The 16,354-nt window shown below is 52.3% G+C and carries 13 protein-coding genes and 1 pseudogene; 6 read left to right on the forward strand and 8 right to left on the reverse strand.

Going from position 1 to position 16,354, the window contains the following annotated elements; genetic code table 11:
• Window positions 1–21 precede the first annotated feature (21 nt).
• The 3 genes from AAFM31_RS08565 (at window position 22) to AAFM31_RS08575 (ending at window position 3,513) form a co-directional block, all read left to right on the forward strand.
• Entirely contained in the window at window positions 22–1,137 is a 1,116-nt protein-coding gene (locus tag AAFM31_RS08565) for an acyltransferase family protein (RefSeq protein WP_341707503.1), read from the forward strand.
• A 73-nt stretch (window positions 1,138–1,210) separates the two neighbouring features.
• Window positions 1,211–2,377: a glycosyltransferase family 4 protein gene (locus tag AAFM31_RS08570; RefSeq protein ID WP_341707504.1), complete on the forward strand. Its 1,167-nt coding sequence runs from the start codon at window positions 1,211–1,213 to the stop codon at window positions 2,375–2,377.
• A complete protein-coding gene (locus AAFM31_RS08575; RefSeq protein ID WP_341707505.1) occupies window positions 2,374–3,513 on the forward strand; it encodes a CDP-glycerol glycerophosphotransferase family protein in 1,140 nt (379 codons plus the stop codon). The genes AAFM31_RS08570 and AAFM31_RS08575 overlap by 4 nt, the downstream gene beginning before the upstream one ends.
• 3 nt (window positions 3,514–3,516) lie before the next feature.
• Here AAFM31_RS08575 and AAFM31_RS08580 read toward each other — a convergent pair whose 3' ends face one another.
• The 8 genes and pseudogenes from AAFM31_RS08580 to AAFM31_RS17725 all read right to left on the reverse strand — a co-directional run.
• Window positions 3,517–3,909, reverse strand: coding sequence for an adenylyltransferase/cytidyltransferase family protein (locus tag AAFM31_RS08580; RefSeq protein ID WP_341707506.1), 393 nt, complete (start codon window positions 3,907–3,909; stop codon window positions 3,517–3,519).
• A gap of 1 nt (window position 3,910) precedes the next feature.
• On the reverse strand, window positions 3,911–6,346 hold the full coding sequence (locus tag AAFM31_RS08585) for a glycosyltransferase (RefSeq protein WP_341707507.1): 2,436 nt from the start codon (window positions 6,344–6,346) through the stop codon (window positions 3,911–3,913).
• Between the two features lie 6 nt (window positions 6,347–6,352).
• On the reverse strand, window positions 6,353–7,093 hold the full coding sequence (locus AAFM31_RS08590) for a class I SAM-dependent methyltransferase (protein WP_341707508.1): 741 nt from the start codon (window positions 7,091–7,093) through the stop codon (window positions 6,353–6,355).
• 9 nt (window positions 7,094–7,102) lie between these two features.
• Window positions 7,103–8,818: an ABC transporter ATP-binding protein gene (locus AAFM31_RS08595; protein WP_341707509.1), complete on the reverse strand. Its 1,716-nt coding sequence runs from the start codon at window positions 8,816–8,818 to the stop codon at window positions 7,103–7,105.
• A gap of 28 nt (window positions 8,819–8,846) precedes the next feature.
• Window positions 8,847–9,722, reverse strand: a complete 876-nt coding sequence (locus AAFM31_RS08600; RefSeq protein ID WP_341707510.1) for a glycosyltransferase family 2 protein — start codon at window positions 9,720–9,722, stop codon at window positions 8,847–8,849.
• Window positions 9,715–11,682: a hypothetical protein gene (locus AAFM31_RS08605; protein ID WP_341707511.1), complete on the reverse strand. Its 1,968-nt coding sequence runs from the start codon at window positions 11,680–11,682 to the stop codon at window positions 9,715–9,717. Before AAFM31_RS08605 ends, AAFM31_RS08600 begins: the two co-directional genes overlap by 8 nt.
• A gap of 80 nt (window positions 11,683–11,762) precedes the next feature.
• Window positions 11,763–12,074 (reverse strand): pilin, encoded by a 312-nt coding sequence (locus tag AAFM31_RS08610; RefSeq protein WP_371833029.1) that lies wholly within the window; start codon window positions 12,072–12,074, stop codon window positions 11,763–11,765.
• 5 nt (window positions 12,075–12,079) lie between these two features.
• A pseudogene (locus AAFM31_RS17725) lies at window positions 12,080–12,188 on the reverse strand (prepilin-type N-terminal cleavage/methylation domain-containing protein); the annotation flags it as partial.
• 303 nt (window positions 12,189–12,491) lie between these two features.
• On the opposite strand from AAFM31_RS17725, the gene pilB reads away from it, so the two are divergent.
• From pilB to AAFM31_RS08625, 3 genes are read left to right on the forward strand one after another with little or no spacing between them, the layout of a single operon-like run.
• Window positions 12,492–14,192 carry a type IV-A pilus assembly ATPase PilB gene (gene pilB / locus AAFM31_RS08615; RefSeq protein WP_341707513.1) on the forward strand — a complete coding sequence of 567 codons (1,701 nt, stop codon included), beginning with the start codon at window positions 12,492–12,494 and terminating at the stop codon, window positions 14,190–14,192.
• 3 nt (window positions 14,193–14,195) lie between these two features.
• The gene (locus AAFM31_RS08620) at window positions 14,196–15,452 is read left to right on the forward strand and encodes a type II secretion system F family protein (protein ID WP_341707514.1); all 1,257 of its coding nucleotides are present in this window, start codon (window positions 14,196–14,198) and stop codon (window positions 15,450–15,452) included.
• Between the two features lie 3 nt (window positions 15,453–15,455).
• Window positions 15,456–16,328: an A24 family peptidase gene (locus tag AAFM31_RS08625; RefSeq protein ID WP_341707515.1), complete on the forward strand. Its 873-nt coding sequence runs from the start codon at window positions 15,456–15,458 to the stop codon at window positions 16,326–16,328.
• The last annotated feature ends 26 nt before the right edge of the window (window positions 16,329–16,354 follow it).

Below are 16,354 nucleotides of genomic sequence, written 5' to 3' on the forward strand. Positions count from 1 at the left end.
CTCAGTTGATCGGCGCGGGTGATGCGCAAATCTGATTTGATCAGCGTTTCCCTAAAGTATATTGGCGACATTTCCTACTCGCTATACTTGTGGCATTGGCCCGTTTTGGTAGTCGGCCAACATCTACTGCTCGATAAAGGCCTCTACTCACAACTGTTGCTTGTAGCGACCTCCTTTGCCCTCGCCGACCTCTCGTATCGATTGATCGAGAACCCAATTCGTCAACACCGAGCCGCGCGCATAAGCACAAAGTGGCAAATCGTGATTAGCCTTGCCGCAATCGCATTGGTCAACGTTCAACTAATTAAATGGCATAACAGCGCAACAGATCGCCTTGTCGCTCAGGCGGAATCCCCTTTCGCACTGGCTCGTATGGATGCCCCTGAGATTTATAGACATGGCTGCGACGACTGGTACAGTTCAGCGCAAGTAAAGGTCTGCCATTTCGGCGCGAAGGATGCTCCCAAGATCGCCGTAGTATGGGGCGACAGCATTGGACTTCAGTGGTTCCCTGCGATTAAGGGCGCCCTTGAACTGGAAACAGGCCAATGGAGAATCGAGGTAATCACAAAATCTTCTTGCCCAATTGTCGACCATCCGATCTTTTACGGACGACTCGGTCGCATCTACACCGAGTGCAGCGATTGGCGCAGGGACGCGGCGAAATACATCAACAAGCTAACCCCCGATCTGCTGATCGTGGGCTCCGCAGGCAGCTATGACCTGGATGAATCAACATGGGAACAAGCGACCCTCAGCTTGCTTAAAGAAGACGCTATGACCGCGAAGCAGGTAGCAATCCTGGCTCCAACCTATGCACTTGGGATGAACGGCGTAACGTGCTTGGAGCGACACGGACTACCAATGAAGGATAGCGAGAATTGTCATACCCGGGCTGAAGATCCCTATCGATCCGCAACCATCACCGCACTGAATCGGGTCGCCACCATGCAACCACGCATTCATGTGATAGACCTGAATGGGAAGGTTTGTCCTGACAGGATATGCAGAGCCCTGATAAACGGCACTATTGTCTATAGAGACAGTCAACACATCACCGCAACTTTCGCTGAAAGCCTCGCATCCGCCGTAAAGGCGGAGCTACAGTTACAGTTCCAAGCGGCTTCTTACCAGTAGCTTCCGAAGATGTGGATTGAAAACACTGCACAACTGACAAATCGACTGTCGGACCAAGGACAATACACAGCAGATGCCACAGAGCCCTCCATCTAAAATATTGCTTATTACCCGCAACCTGCCGCCCCTAATCGGCGGTATGGAGCGCCTGAACTGGCATATGGCCGATGAAATTTCCAAATATGCGGAAGTTCAAGTCATCGGGCCTAGCGGGTCAGCAGCACGCAAGCCGGAAAACGTGACACTTAGAGAGGCACCGCTCAAACCTTTACCGTTATTTCTTATAGTCACGTTTTTGAAAGGCCTCTGGCTCGCCCTGCGCTGGCGCCCGGATACCATTTTGGCTGGCAGCGGCCTAACCGCCCCCACCGCGTGGCTGCTCAGCAAACTATGCGGCGTACGCTCCGCTGCTTACTTGCACGGCTTCGACATCACGGCCGACCACACGGTCTACCGTAGACTCTGGCGCCCAACCTTCAAGAAACTCGATCGTGTCATCGTAAACAGCACCCCAACCCGTGACCTAGCACTTGCCGCCGGCGTTGCGCCGGACCGAATCAGTATCGTATTTCCGGGAGTAACCCTGCCCAAGACACGAAAACCCGAAAGCAGCATCAGTGCATTCAAACAACAGCACGGGCTCGAAGGCAAAAAGATACTGCTCTCAGTCGGCCGCCTGACCACCCGAAAGGGCCTACGCGAATTTGTAGAATTTAGCCTTCCCGACATCGTCAAAGCAGAACCCAATGCCGTGCTACTAGTCGTAGGCGAAGCCCCCAAAAACTCTCTTGGCGCAGGTATTCAGAGCGTCGAAAGCATCCAGGCCCAGGCAGATGCATCGGGAGTCGGCGACCACATCAAGTTTCTCGGCGTCATCACAGACCCCGCCCTGCTGGCCACCGCGTATGAAGCAGCTGACGTCCACGTATTCCCTGTACGCCATATACCGAACGATCCTGAAGGTTTTGGGATGGTCGCGATTGAGGCTGCAGCGCATGGGCTGCCGACAGTTGCCTTTGCGACGGGGGGAGTAATTGACGCAGTTTCCCAAGGGCAAAGCGGAAAGCTGGCACAGCCTGAGAACTATACCGAACTATCCGAGGGGATCATCAGCCACTTCTCGTCGGTGACTGATCTGGACGGCATTCGGTCGTTCGCGGCGCAATTCGGTTGGGAGGCGTTTGCTAAGAAACTGCACATAGCCCTTGGCAGTTCGGCGATTAGCAAGCAGGCCGCATGAAAATAGACAAGTCAAAACCCTCGCATTGGCTTAAGCTGCTTTCGTTCGCAGCACAGGCAACCGTTGGGTTGCTACTTCGCCCGCTATCAAAAAAATCGGCAGTAACGTTGTACGGTCACAAATTGAACGGAAATTTGCTGCCGCTATATCAACAATGCCCTGATGCCGTTTTCTTGAGTATGGATCGCGACTATTGCCTTGCGCTCCACGCTCAAGGCATCCGTGCGCAATGGGCGTGTACTCCCGGTGCTGCCTTACTACTCGCACGCAGTAAAGCCATCATTAGCGACCATGGCCTCCACAGCCTGGAGCCGCTACTGCCTGCGTACCGCAAAACGGGCCTTAAATGCTTCGATGTTTGGCACGGTATACCCTTCAAAGGTTTCGATGCAGACGACTTCAGGCTACAGCGCACCTACGACGAGGTCTGGGTTGCATCCCCTCTGCATCGAGAGCTTTACATTGAGCGTTATGGTTTTGCGCCTGAAAAAGTGATTGTTACCGGATACGCGCGAACCGACGCCCTCGTACAACCCGCACACACCAACATCGAACTACGCGAACATCTGAAGCTACCTGCAGATGGTGCCATCATTTTGTTTGCTCCCACTTGGGCGCAAGACACTCAAGGTAGGAGTCTCTACCCGTTCGGCCACAATGAAACCGAGTTCCTGACGGTCTTGTCAGAGTTGGCGCGGGCTCACAACGCTACCGTGATTTTGCGTACGCACCTCAATAGCAGCGGCACCGAGGTGCGGCGGGAATACTCAAACATCTGCAGGATGCCGAGCAATCAATGGACTGATACCGAAAGCATTCTGCAAGTTAGTGACGTACTGATCTGTGACTGGTCATCCATCGCCTTCGACTACCTCTTACTCGGCCGCCCCACCCTGTTCCTCGATGTACCTGCCCCGTTCCGAAAAGGCTTTTCGTTGGGGCCAGAGTATCGATTCGGCGCACTAGTCTGCAGTCTGAAGACACTCATGCAAGAACTGGAACGAGCGATAGAGCAACCTGATGAGTATTGGCGCTCACACGCAGAGAAACACAGTGCGGTTCTCACGGACATCTATGGCGCTTGGGCGGATGGCAAAGCAACACAGCGCTGTTTAGAACGCCTTAGCGAGTGGTGATGGCTAAAGCCGGATCTTTTCAATGATAGTGGTGGTCGAGATTGACGGAGTACGAGGAAGGTAGACAACCTTACAGATATCCGAGAACTCATCGAATCTGCCAGCCCAATCGTCTCCCATGACCAGCACATCTGCTTTGTGTTGAATGAGATACTCGCGCTTCTGCTCAAGTGACTCCTCAACAAATACCGAGTCTACGCAACGAAGCGCAGCGACAATCGCCATGCGCTCTTCCTGGGAATAGACCGGTGTTCGCCCTTTCTTACTCATATTGAGCAAGTCACTGGATACACCCACGGCGAGGGAACTACCCAGTCGACTGGCTCCTTCTAAGATCCGAAGATGGCCTACATGGAACACATCAAACGTTCCGAAAGTAACAACTCTTTTTTCCATATCAACGACCTAAAGCTTGATCGATACATTTATCGAACTGAGAGACTGCGAACTCGTTATGCGCGTAAAAATCATACGCCTTTGTAGAAACCCGACCTTGAAGAGCTTCAAGCATCCCATATACAAGCCCCCCAACACTGTTCTCAACAAGCAGACCATAACCTTCTGAAAGCAGTTCACTGGGCCCGGGAATGTCTGTCGAGATAACAGGCATACGAAGCTGCATAGCCTCAAAAAGCACTAATCCAATACCTTCATAGAAGGAAGAAAACACAAATGCATCTGCGCGTTTTACCAGCGGAAAAGGATTATTGGACCCCACCACAATAAAAATAGACTCGCGTGCAGGTGAGCGTTTCTGGCGCGCCCTTATTTCATCTAAGAGTACGCCATGGCTACCAACAATGAAGAGTTGAGTATCAGGGTGCTCTTGCCAGACCTGTTCAAACGCCTCGATCAGTCTTAACTGACCTTTCTCAGGAGAAAACCTGCCAAGATTTACGAATGAAAATTTCTGACCATCTCTAAAGCACCGCTCGACTCTTTGATACTCTTCCGCCTCTACCCCTCGGTAAAATGCGTTTGCCAAAGGCTCAGCCGCGCGAGCACTGACGTCAATCAAAAGAGGATTTGGCGTGTATACCGCCTTATTTCGATAATCATAAACCTTTTCGCAGTACTCGGACTCCACACCCTCCCGAACAATAGCTACCGAATCTGCAACTTCATATGAAAGGCGCAGCAACCTCGAATCAAAAACCCTATTAGCTGCCACCTCTTTAACCATTTCGTTATGAACGTAAACAACCTTTTTACAATCTAGACCAAGTGACAGCAGTGCTGCGCGCCAAGAATATCCATTGAAATTCACAAAAACATCGAATTGAGAGTTTCCAAATATCCGAGAACACTCTTTACTCCAGATTTTCCTTAACACGCCACTCCCGCCAAACCAGTCAGCCCTGAAAAAGTAAAGGCTCGCTACTCCAATCAAATTAAGCGGCGACACATATACACTCAGGACAAGAGGAATGTACTTGATATGACGACCGAGAGAGAGAAAATATTCCTCCGCTGCTTCCCTATCATGACTGGAGTCAGCCAAAACCGTGATCTCATATCTATCATCATCCAGCAATGGCAAAAGAGTCTGAAATGAGCGAGCGATCCCATTATTCAGAAGCGCACCAACGTAAAATAAAACTCTCGTCTTCCCTAAAGGATGAGCGACACTCAATGCACACTCAGCCTCAAGTCCGCCAAAAAATTGGTCGCACACTTCTTTTGAGCTAACCCCTTCATCCCACGGGCAGAATTTTTCCAAAAAACCAGCATACGTTGGAGCCAAGCCTTGCACAAAGCTTTGCGATTCGACCAACGCGCCAAGTAGTTCATGGTGATTCGTGGTTTTAAAAAAAGGGAGCGCCTCCAACGCCATATACATATTACGCCCAGATCGATAACTATCTAAGTCTGGCACATAAAGAAATATTGGGCGCCCAGTACAGGCAAAATCAAACATTACCGAAGAGTAGTCCGTCACTAACGCATGACAGCAGGATAGGTGTTCATATGGTTCCCTTTCTACAGGAAACGACTTAACCCGATCATAACCACCAAAACTTAACTTCCCACTCACCTGAGGATGAAGCCTAACCCATATAGTAAAATTTACAGGAAGGTGATCATCTAAAAAATCTAAAAAAACTTTCAATGCCTCCAAAAGCCGAAGAGACTCTGCCTTTCGTGTAGAAAAGTCCCCTCTCCAAGTAGGCATAAAGGCCACATCAAAACGAGACGCACTCAGGGACTTAGCTTTTGAGTTCACAAGTACATCGTTACGTGGGTACCCTCTTCTGACAAGCTTTCTATCCCCCAGGTTCCTAATCATGTACGCATCTAGCAATACATTTTCAGTAAACCGATTAGGAACAAGAATGAAACTGGCGTGCAGAAAATTCCTCTGAGTATTCCCGACATAAGAAAACGCTTCAAAAGGCGTATCTCGCCCTAGTGATTTCAGAGGGGTACCATGCCACGTATTCAAATAGCACTGTTCTTCTCTACGGCTAAAATACAAAGGAAAGGTAACATCGCTTATCAACCATTTTGACACTGCAAGATAATAGACATAAGCAAGACCGCGAGGCCTCACAACTTTAACCCGCCCCGCCCCCAACCTACCCAATACCCATGCTTTTCGCCTGCGCGAGGCCACTACAATCAATTGCAGACTATCGTATCTCGCATCCGAAACAATATTTAACGCCAGATAATAAGGACTACCAAAAAAGTCCGATCCATGGTGCGATTCCAGCAACACAAATTTTTCCTTTACAGAAAAGAAATCGCATATAAAGCTATATATGTAGCCATAGACAAATCGCCGAGTCAGAACCGTGCGGGCAACAGCGGAAAATCTGCGTAGAATATTCACCAGCACTCATCTCCGCGAACGCAGTTCATAAATCACCTGAGGTGCAAAATATGCAGGGAATTTCTTTACCGCAAACTTAACCATATCATCCCCGAACGAAAACTGCCCTTGGACAGAACAGACTTCCAGCCCAAAAGTTTCTGCCCACTGCTCGAAGTCCTTAACCGTCCAAAATCGCAGATGCTCGCGCATGTGATAAACAATAGTCGTTATCGGAAATCTACCACCAAACATCAGGCGAAATCTGTGCTTCAGGCACCCGACGTTCGGAATTGTCACAAAAATGCGCCTAGGCCTCAGCTCAATTACTTGCCGCATAACGCTTTCTGCATCAGGAATGTGTTCCAACACCTCCATCAATGTAACGACGTCCCAATCACACCCAACTTGTTCCAATAGCCGCAAATCGGTGTCAATCACTTTAGTCGCGCATCCATGCTCCTGAGCAACTCGCACAGCCTCAGAAGACGCATCCAGTCCTAGCGACTTGCATCCTGGCTTCACCCTAGCAAGATATTGCTGAAATGAGGCATCCCCACAACCAATATCCAAGACACTTTCTTGCTCCTGAATTAAACCGGCAATTACTTTGAACCTATCCAGCTCTCGCGTACTTCCCTCGTCTACCGCACGCTCCTGCCAATACGCATCGTAGTCGTCGAACTCTTCTAGAGGAGCTAAGCGAGTAATATATTCATGCAACCGAGCAACAATACGAAGGCCAGGTATTTTCAATAGCAAGCTCATATGAGTCCGTTACCTTTCCGTCCCGAGGTGTTGAACTTGATCGCAAAAACCAAGCGAGGTTTTACGATGAGCGATTACAACCACTGTTTTGAGGCTTGACAAAACACCAATAGCTTCGGTGATTGCTGCTTCAGCCTCACTATCGAGTGCACTTGTTGCCTCATCCATAAACAATACAGGAGGATCCCGATACAGGGCTCTTGCGATTCCCACCCGCTGCCGCTGCCCCCCGGACAAGCGCACACCGCGGTCACCAATTGGCGTGTCGTAGCCCCGTGGTAAATCAGTCAGCACAAAATCATGAATCTGCGCCAACCGCGCGGCGTCCTCCACCGCCCGTATGTCAATCTGGCCTCTTGGCACACCAAAAGCGATATTCTCAGCGACGCTCATGTCGGCCAGATAAATATGCTGCGGCACATAACCTATGGCGCGCTGCCAACTCGCTACATTCGAAACATCTACTTCCACATCATCGACCAACAAGCGCCCCTGTTGCGGCTTCAGCAAACCAAGAAGCAAATCCATCAGGGTGCTTTTACCCACTCCGCTAGCCCCGACGATGCCCATACTGGTGTTCGCTGGCACACTCAGATTGAAATTTTCAAAAACTGGCTTTTCTGGTGTTGATGGATAAGCAAATTTTACGCCCTCAAGCCGAATACTCCGTGTCGGGCGCAGTGCAGTCGTGCCAGACGGATTTGTTTGTACCGGAAGCCTAAGATGTTGATAGATGACGTCGAGCGCAGCGGAGGAAAACTTTAGCTGGGCAAAACCCCGGTACATGATCTGCGCCGATGGCAAAATGCGGTATGCGGCAAAGCCGTAGAGACCAAGTACAGGCAACACTTGAGCGATATCTTCGCTACGCTGAATCAGGAACAGCGATAGAGTAATTAGGCCAGTATAGCCAACAGCCTCAACAATATAGAGCGGTGACTGGCTCAATGTTTCGGCGTTTGCCTGATGCCGCGAATAACCACGCGATGCCGCTTGGAAGCGCGCTTGGTAAGCTTCCACTGCACCGGTGACCTTCACATCTTTGATGCCACCAAGAACTTCATTGCAGGCCTTGAAGCGAGCACCGTTCTCTTCCTGCCGCGCCCGCCCCGTCAGCACCAGACGCTTGCGCACCAACACATAGATGCTGCCATACAGCGCCGCCACAAGCGCTGCCGCACCAATAGCGACCCATGGGTCATACAGAAACAACACCGTGACCATAGCCAAAACGACAGCCCCTTGGGCTATCAGTTGGGACAAGGGTTTGATCAGCCCCCCATGCAATTGATCTACTTCTGACAGGGTATTGCGAGCCAATTCAGCAGGGTTGTGTGTCAGAAAGAATTCGTAAGGCTGCGCCAGATAACGGGATAGCAACCGAGCGCTAATCCCGTGACGCAAAAAATAGGTAAACCGGTTAATGGAATGAAGGGTAAATGTCTTGAACAAAGAGGAGCCGACTACCAACGCAATAGACCCCAAACCAAGCATCAAGATAAACCGCCCGTCATCCGCCGGCGCGAGCCGCTCGTATAACCATTTAAGGGCAGCAACTTCGTGAATCACTTCAGGACGTGCAAGTACAGACAGAAACGGCATGATAGATACCACTCCGACTGTCTCAGCGAACGCCATCAAAACCACCAGCGCCATCATCAAAATGGACTTACTGCGCTCACTCGGCGTAAGAATGAACCAGACCTTTTTCAAATCAGAGGTCATACCTGCCACATACCTTTCACACGAGTCACTAGCGCCCCTCCCGGTACATCAACGCGGTGATCTGCTCTGATATCAGCCCCATGAGAAACACCATCGCGCTGCCGGTGTAGAGCAATGCACTCATGTTGGTAAATCGCCCGAACGCACTCAAGGTATAGCCATACCAGACTGACGCAAGCAGAAACGCCAACGCGGCAATCGGTGCAAACAGCTTGAGCGGAGAGTAGAGCGTGCCGATTTTAAAGATGATCAACAAAAACCGAACGCCATCCTTCAGCGGCTTGATATGACTTTTCCCAACGCGCTGAGCCGCGTGAATAGGCTCGTAGGCCACTGAGTACCCCGCCCTGAAAAACGCCATAGTTGAGGTAGTCGGATACGAGAAGCCGTTTGGCAGCAGATACAAGAACTCGCGAAACTTGTCAGCACGCACCGCCCGAAACCCAGAAGTCAGGTCTTCGACCTTATGTCCTGTCATATAGGTGGCGAGCCTGTTGTAGAAAACGTTCGCTGCGCCTCGCCCCACGCTGGCTTGGGAGCCCTTTTGTCTTGCCCCCACGACAAGGTCGTACCCTTCATTCAGCCGAGTCAGCAAACGCTGAATATCTGCTGGGTTATGCTGCCCGTCGCCGTCCATGAACACGATAACGTCCCCTGTGGCTGACCTTGCGCCATTTTTGATGGCCGCTCCGTTGCCCTTTGAGTAGGGATGGCGCTTGACCACGCAACCAGCCGCCTCTGCAACCGCCGCTGTTTCATCGGTCGAGCCATCGTCAACGACAATAACTTCTTTCCATCGCCCTGCCGACATCAGCTTCTCCAGCATGCCAGCCAAACCAACAGCTTCATTCTTTGCCGGTATGACAATCGACACGTCCGACTCCAGAACCAGATTCTTACTCATTCGCCTGCCTTTGTGAGTCGTTATTTGATTCACGCTCTTCCAATAGATCCGCTTTAAGCTCGTCAAGCACTGCTTTTGTCATCACCCCGGTGTTTTCCTCAACGAAAGGGTAGCGCCGCTCAATGGCAGACAGCGCAGAAGAATGATCATCGGCCGCCAACGCCGCAGAAACCTGATACTGCAGCACGGGTAGCGCCACCGGGGAGGCCGCTTCTGCCTCCAGCAAATATCGATCACGTTCAGTATCGCGCCCGAGATCCTCGGCCACGGCCGCCGCCAGGAAATAAATACGCGTGCTTATATGATTGATTTTGAAAAGCTGGCTGCCCGATAACGCATTGATCAGGCTCAACAAGTCTTCACCGTTGAGGTCGCCGCAAGCTTCATTCTGAATCAATTCTCTTAACCCAAATAACCCGTCAACCACAGAACGCGGCTTTTCCGCACCAGCAGCAAAAGAAACCGTGCTTTTTAATCGCTGCCGGGCCTCTTCGTACCGATTCAGCTTGCAGGCGTAGCCTACTGCCTGCAGCTGAACACTGACACAACCGGGGCAGTGCTCAATGGTTCGATCCAGCAAAGACAGCGTGTACTCGTATCGCTGCCTGCGAATATGTTGGTAGTTCAGATCTGCAACCGTGTCCTGGGCACCGGACAGCTCTAGAAAAACAGCGTGGGTTACGGCCCGAGATGAAGCAGGCCGCTCGGCAGCCCACACATTAGCCGCTTTGATCGGTTGCCCCCACATGGTCGTCACCGAGAGCAGCACAGCCCACTGAAGTAGCACGAACAAGCCGAACACCAAGATGGCCAAACGACGATATGCCATTGGCACACTTGCAACCCCAAAAGCTAGAGCCAAGCAAATGCCATAAACAGGGAGGTAGTTTCTGTGCTCGAAATAGAGTTCCAGCTGAATGGAGGTAGATTCAAGAAGGTGGCCAAACAGAAACCAGAGCAGTGCAAACAACGGCCAACGGGTTCTACCTGTCACATGCAGCCATATTGCTGCCGACAACACCATCAGCCAGCCAACAGCCGCGCCTATTGCGTGTAGCGGGTTCGGAGTTCTCGGATAGTCATCGTGGAACGGCCCGAACAACGATGGAACAGGCGCAAAGAATGCCTTCAGGTACTCCCAGAGTATTACCTGCTCGATCTGGAGCCGCTGCCACACGCTGTAGCCGCGCACATCCGACACCCAGAAATAGTTGCGCATCAGCGGAGACAGATAAACAAGAAAAACCGCCAAGGCTAGAAACAGCACTGCTAGCCTGGCCTTGTGTGTCCAGTGCGCGCGCGCCCCAAGCGCCTGCTTGCGCACCAAGATATCTATTGCCAGTGCAAACAGAGGCGTCAGCGCACCGTTTTCCTTGCTGAACATAGCCAGCAAAGTGCCCAACCCAAGCAAAAAGAACTGAACAAACAAAGCGCGCACAGGGGACACCGAGTACAGCCGGTAGCTCCACACAAAACCGACCAACCCCAAGAGACTAAATAATGCCGCGAGCCCCGTCATGCGCTGGATGGCAATCAATGAGGTTGACGCCAACAAAGGCAAACCTGCCCATAGAATGGCAGCACCAAAAGCCGCAAAAAATGCCTGATTCACGGAGCAATGGCTGCTGACGCGTACACACAGGTAACCCAGCGCACCAATCAGCAGCGTGTTAACAAAATGGATAAGCGTATTAACCAGAAGAAGACCAGGGCTATTATCTGGCCAGCCATTCGCCTGCAGTGCAAATGAAGCCAACGCAATGGGCCTGCCTAGAGGGCCAGCGAAACCATCAAAGGTGAAGGCCATCGCTGAGTGCAAATCGGTAATCTTGGATAAGCCTTCCAGATTTCCATAGTCGTCATAAAAAAGGGCACCACCAAAGCCTTGTTTATAAACCAGGAAAAGCAGTGCTGAAGCAAAGGCTATCAACAGGCACCTAAGCGCAACCACCTTAGTCATAACGTTCCACACGCCAAGTTTTCTATAACATGAAAAAGCCCCGCTTTGCGGGGCTTTTTCAAATCAACAACATGCCCGCATTAGCGGCAAGAACCCGGCAGCCAGGAGTTCTTGGCAGGAGCGGTTACAACACTGGCGGAGCAGATCCACTCAGTGATGTGGAAAGAGCTCTGATAAACCGGAGAAAGCTCGATAGTTACACCATCGATGTCGTCTTGACTTTCTACGGTCACGATACCCGTGGTACCAACCAGAAGGTTAGTCGCGTAACGAGTTGCCTCGAAATCGCCACCACACTGACTCAAGTTGCTAGTAGCAGACTGACCTTTGGCCTGAACAGTTTCAGTTACACAAGTCCGAGCAGAGCTGGCAGCCAGAACCACTTCAGACATCTTGGCACGTGCGGTGTAGTCCTGGTAGGCCGGCAGAGCGATAGCAGCCAGAATACCGATGATCGCAACCACGATCATCAGTTCGATCAAGGTAAAACCCTTTTGAGCTTTCATGTTGTACTCCTTTAAGTGAAATAGCCGTGCGGCTCACAAGATCAAAGCAAATATCAGACCAACGTGCAAAGGAGTGATCTACGGCCTGTGCAATGGCTCTTAGTCGCCATACCAACACGCGAGCCGAACGGTGTACGACAAAAAGTGACATTTTTTGTCACCCTGCGCATTTAGACCGGGCCGGAAATCAATGCAAATACCGACAACCCACGCACAACCAGCAGACGCAGACAGTTCAATCACAGCGGCGACTGTACTATAGTCTGCAACATTGACGTTTTTGCAGATTGGGACTATTGCCACATGGAAACCCCCGCTCTTTCAGGGCTCGCACGACGTATCGTGCAAGAAGGCCTCATTGAGGCCGAAGTGGCTGCCAAAGCATGCCAGCAGGCAAACCAGGAAAAGATTCCGCTGATCACACACCTGGTACAGAAAAAACTGGCCGATGCCAAATCACTGGCCATGACCTGCGCCGAAGAGTTCGGCTACCCCTACTTTGACCTCAGTTCCCTGGACAAGGAAGCCCAACCCAAGGAACTGGTGAGCGAAAAGCTCGTTCGCCAGCACAACGTGATGCCGCTGTTCAAACGCGGCTCACGGCTGTATCTGGCGATTTCCGATCCAACCAACCAACAAGCACTAAGCGACGTCCAGTTTCATACCGGCCTGATGACCGATGCAGTCATCGTCGAAGACGATAAGCTGCTGAACGCCATAGAAAAGTATCTGGATAGCCCGACTGGCGGCTTGGGTGACATCGGCGACGCAGATCTCGACGACCTTGATGTACAAACCGTCAAGGACGAAGACCGTGCAGATGGCGGCAGCGAGGCAGATGACGCCCCTATTGTGCGATTCGTCAACAAGATGCTGCTGGACGCCGTGCGAATGGGCTCTTCAGACTTGCACTTTGAGCCGTACGAAAAAATGTACCGGGTGCGGTTTCGTACCGACGGTGTGCTGCACGAAGTAGCAAAACCGCCCTCACAGTTAGGGGTCCGTATCGCAGCACGCCTCAAAGTCATGTCTTCCATGGATTTGGCGGAACGCCGTAAGCCGCAAGATGGTCGCATCAAGCTAAAGATTTCCAAGAACAAGGCAATCGACTTCCGCGTCAACACCCTACCAACACTCTGGGGTGAGAAGGTTGTGTTGCGTATCCTTGACTCGGAGAGCGCCAAGATGGGTATTGATGCCCTGGGCTACGAAGAAGATCAGAAGAAGATGTACCTCGCAGCATTGGCTAGGCCCCAAGGCATGATTCTGGTTACCGGCCCCACGGGCTCAGGCAAAACCGTATCGCTGTACACCGGCTTGAATATCCTCAACACCATGGAGCGCAACATTTCCACCGCGGAAGACCCCGTGGAAATCAACCTCGAAGGCATCAACCAGGTCAACGTCAACCCGAAACAGGGCCTGGACTTTGCCCAAGCGCTGCGTGCCTTCCTGCGTCAGGATCCAGACATCATCATGGTGGGCGAGATCCGTGACCTTGAAACGGCAGAGATTGCGATCAAGGCGGCGCAGACAGGCCACATGGTCATGTCGACTCTGCACACCAACAGTGCAGCCGAAACCCTCACCCGGATGCGCAACATGGGCGTGCCCTCGTTCAACATTGCCACCTCCGTCAACCTGATCATCGCCCAGCGGCTGGCCCGTCGCCTATGCAAATCGTGCAAGAAGCCCATGGAAGTACCCAACGAGGTGCTTCTTGAAGAAGGCTTCACCCAAGATAAAATTGATACAGGCCTAACAATTTACGGCCCCGTGGGTTGCGAAAACTGCAAAGACGGTTATAAAGGTCGTGTTGGTATCTATGAAGTCGTCAAGATCACCCCGGCGATGCAGCGCATCATCATGGAAGACGGCAACTCAATTCAGATCTCTGACGTAGCGCAGAGTGAGGGTTTCAGAAACCTGCGCCAGTCCGCCCTAATGAAGGTTGAAGAGGGTGTCACCAGCCTGGCGGAAGTCAACCGAGTGACCAAGGATTAAGTCATGGCGCAACAAGCCGCACTGAAGAAAAAACCTGCAGCCAGGAAGGCGAAAGAAGACAAACTTCACCCGTTCAAATGGGAAGGCAAGGATCGCAAGGGCACCAAGATCTCAGGCTCACTGCAGGGAGAGAACGCGGCGCTGGTCAAGACCCAGCTGCGCAAGCAAGGCATCTTGGTCACCAAGATCAAGCGCGAATCCACACTGTTTGCCAAGCGCCCCAAGCCGATCAAACCACTGGATATCGCCTTCTTCACCCGTCAGCTGGCGACCATGATGGAGTCTGGCGTACCCATCATCCAGGCGTTCGAGATTATCGCCGAGGGCGCAGAGAACCCAAGCGTCGCGAAGCTCGTTACCGATATCAAGAATGATGTCGCAGCTGGTAACACGCTGGCTGACTCGCTTCGCCAGCACCCCAAGTACTTCGACGACCTGTTCTGCAACCTCGTTGAATCAGGCGAACAATCCGGTCGCTTGGAGTCGCTGCTTGACCGCATCGCGACGTATAAGGAGAAGACCGAGGCGCTCAAGGCCAAGATCAAGAAGGCGATGACTTATCCCATCGCCGTAGTCGTGGTTGCTGTCATCGTGACAGCCATCATGCTGTTGAAGGTCGTACCCGCCTTTCAGGATGTATTCGCCAACTTTGGTGCGGAACTACCAGCCTTCACCCTTTTCGTGATCGGCATATCAGAGTGGCTCCAGTCGTGGTGGTTTATCGCACTGGTGCTGATTATCGCGATAGGCTACGCGTACTCGCAGGCACACCAAAGATCGAAGGCGTTTCGCGATTTTGAGGATCGAACGCTCCTCAAGGCGCCCGTCGTCGGCGATATCGTCTACCAGGCAGCTGTCGCGCGATACGCTCGCACCCTGTCCACCACCTTCGCAGCCGGTGTTCCGCTTGTTGACGCCTTGGACTCTGTGGCTGGCGCAGCCGGCAATGTCGTGTTCTACAACGCAGTAATGAAGATCAAAGAAGACGTCTCAGCCGGCTCACAGCTCAACTTTTCAATGCGCACCACAAACGTGTTCCCCTCTCTTGCCACCCAGATGACCGGGATTGGTGAAGAGTCCGGTAACCTCGACGGCATGCTGGAGAAAGTCGCTGATTACTACGAAGCGGAAGTAGACAACAAGGTTGATAACCTCACTACGCTGCTTGAGCCGCTCATCATGTCGGTCTTGGGTATTCTGGTAGGTGGCTTGATTATCGCCATGTACTTGCCGATCTTCCAGTTGGGTAACGTCGTCTAACCCATGCCGCTCATTGACTACCTGGCCAGCCACGCGCTGGCCTTTGTTTTGCTCGCAGGGCTGCTAGGACTGATCGTCGGCAGTTTTCTCAATGTTGTCATCCACCGCTTACCCCGCATGATGGAACGGGAGTGGCGTCAGCAAGCGCTGGAGCTGCTCCAGCCTGACACCGAGCACCCGCCCGGTGAGACTTACAACCTCCTGCTGCCGCACTCCCACTGCCCGCACTGCAAGACTGAGATAAAGGCGTGGCAGAACTTGCCAATCATCAGCTACCTGATTCTGGGCGGCCGGTGCGGCCAGTGCCGTCACCCAATCAGCGCCCGTTACCCGCTAGTCGAAGCGCTGACCGCAGCACTATCGATGGCGGTTGCCTGGCAGTATGGTTTCGGCTGGGCCGCGGCCGGCATGATTCTGCTGACTTGGGGCCTGATCAGCCTCAGCATGATCGACGCAGATACTCAACTGCTGCCGGACGCACTGGTGCTGCCACTGCTTTGGCTCGGCCTGATCGCCAACAGCTTCGGCCTCTATACCGACCTGCATACCGCGCTTTGGGGCGCGATCGCCGGCTATCTCAGCCTGTGGTCCGTTTACTGGCTGTTCAAGCTGATCACTGGCAAGGAAGGCATGGGCTATGGCGACTTCAAGCTGCTCGCTATGCTCGGCGCCTGGGGCGGCTGGCAGACTCTGCCACTGACGATTCTGCTGTCATCGCTGGTTGGAGCAATCCTCGGCATTATCATTCTCAAGGCTCGTGGTGCCGCTAACAGCACCCCACTGCCCTTCGGACCCTATCTGGCCATTGCTGGCTGGATAGCACTGATCTGGGGTGAGACAATCACCAGCCAGTATCTGCAATTCGCTGGTTTTTGAACCGGTCACGCAGTAAATCCGAGGAG

This window comes from Halopseudomonas sp., assembly GCF_038130085.1.
In the GTDB taxonomy this organism is placed as follows: Bacteria; Pseudomonadota; Gammaproteobacteria; order Pseudomonadales; family Pseudomonadaceae; genus Halopseudomonas.

Coding starts and splice junctions, on each gene's coding strand:
- AAFM31_RS08565 (WP_341707503.1), top strand. CDS start 22: ATGCGCAAATCTGATTTGATCAGCGTTTCCCTAAAGTATATTGGCGAC.
- AAFM31_RS08570 (WP_341707504.1), top strand. CDS start 1,211: ATGCCACAGAGCCCTCCATCTAAAATATTGCTTATTACCCGCAACCTG.
- AAFM31_RS08575 (WP_341707505.1), top strand. CDS start 2,374: ATGAAAATAGACAAGTCAAAACCCTCGCATTGGCTTAAGCTGCTTTCG.
- AAFM31_RS08580 (WP_341707506.1), bottom strand. CDS start 3,909: ATGGAAAAAAGAGTTGTTACTTTCGGAACGTTTGATGTGTTCCATGTA.
- AAFM31_RS08590 (WP_341707508.1), bottom strand. CDS start 7,093: ATGAGCTTGCTATTGAAAATACCTGGCCTTCGTATTGTTGCTCGGTTG.
- AAFM31_RS08595 (WP_341707509.1), bottom strand. CDS start 8,818: ATGACCTCTGATTTGAAAAAGGTCTGGTTCATTCTTACGCCGAGTGAG.
- AAFM31_RS08600 (WP_341707510.1), bottom strand. CDS start 9,722: ATGAGTAAGAATCTGGTTCTGGAGTCGGACGTGTCGATTGTCATACCG.
- AAFM31_RS08605 (WP_341707511.1), bottom strand. CDS start 11,682: ATGACTAAGGTGGTTGCGCTTAGGTGCCTGTTGATAGCCTTTGCTTCA.
- AAFM31_RS08610 (WP_371833029.1), bottom strand. CDS start 12,074: ATGTCTGAAGTGGTTCTGGCTGCCAGCTCTGCTCGGACTTGTGTAACT.
- pilB (WP_341707513.1), top strand. CDS start 12,492: ATGGAAACCCCCGCTCTTTCAGGGCTCGCACGACGTATCGTGCAAGAA.
- AAFM31_RS08620 (WP_341707514.1), top strand. CDS start 14,196: ATGGCGCAACAAGCCGCACTGAAGAAAAAACCTGCAGCCAGGAAGGCG.
- AAFM31_RS08625 (WP_341707515.1), top strand. CDS start 15,456: ATGCCGCTCATTGACTACCTGGCCAGCCACGCGCTGGCCTTTGTTTTG.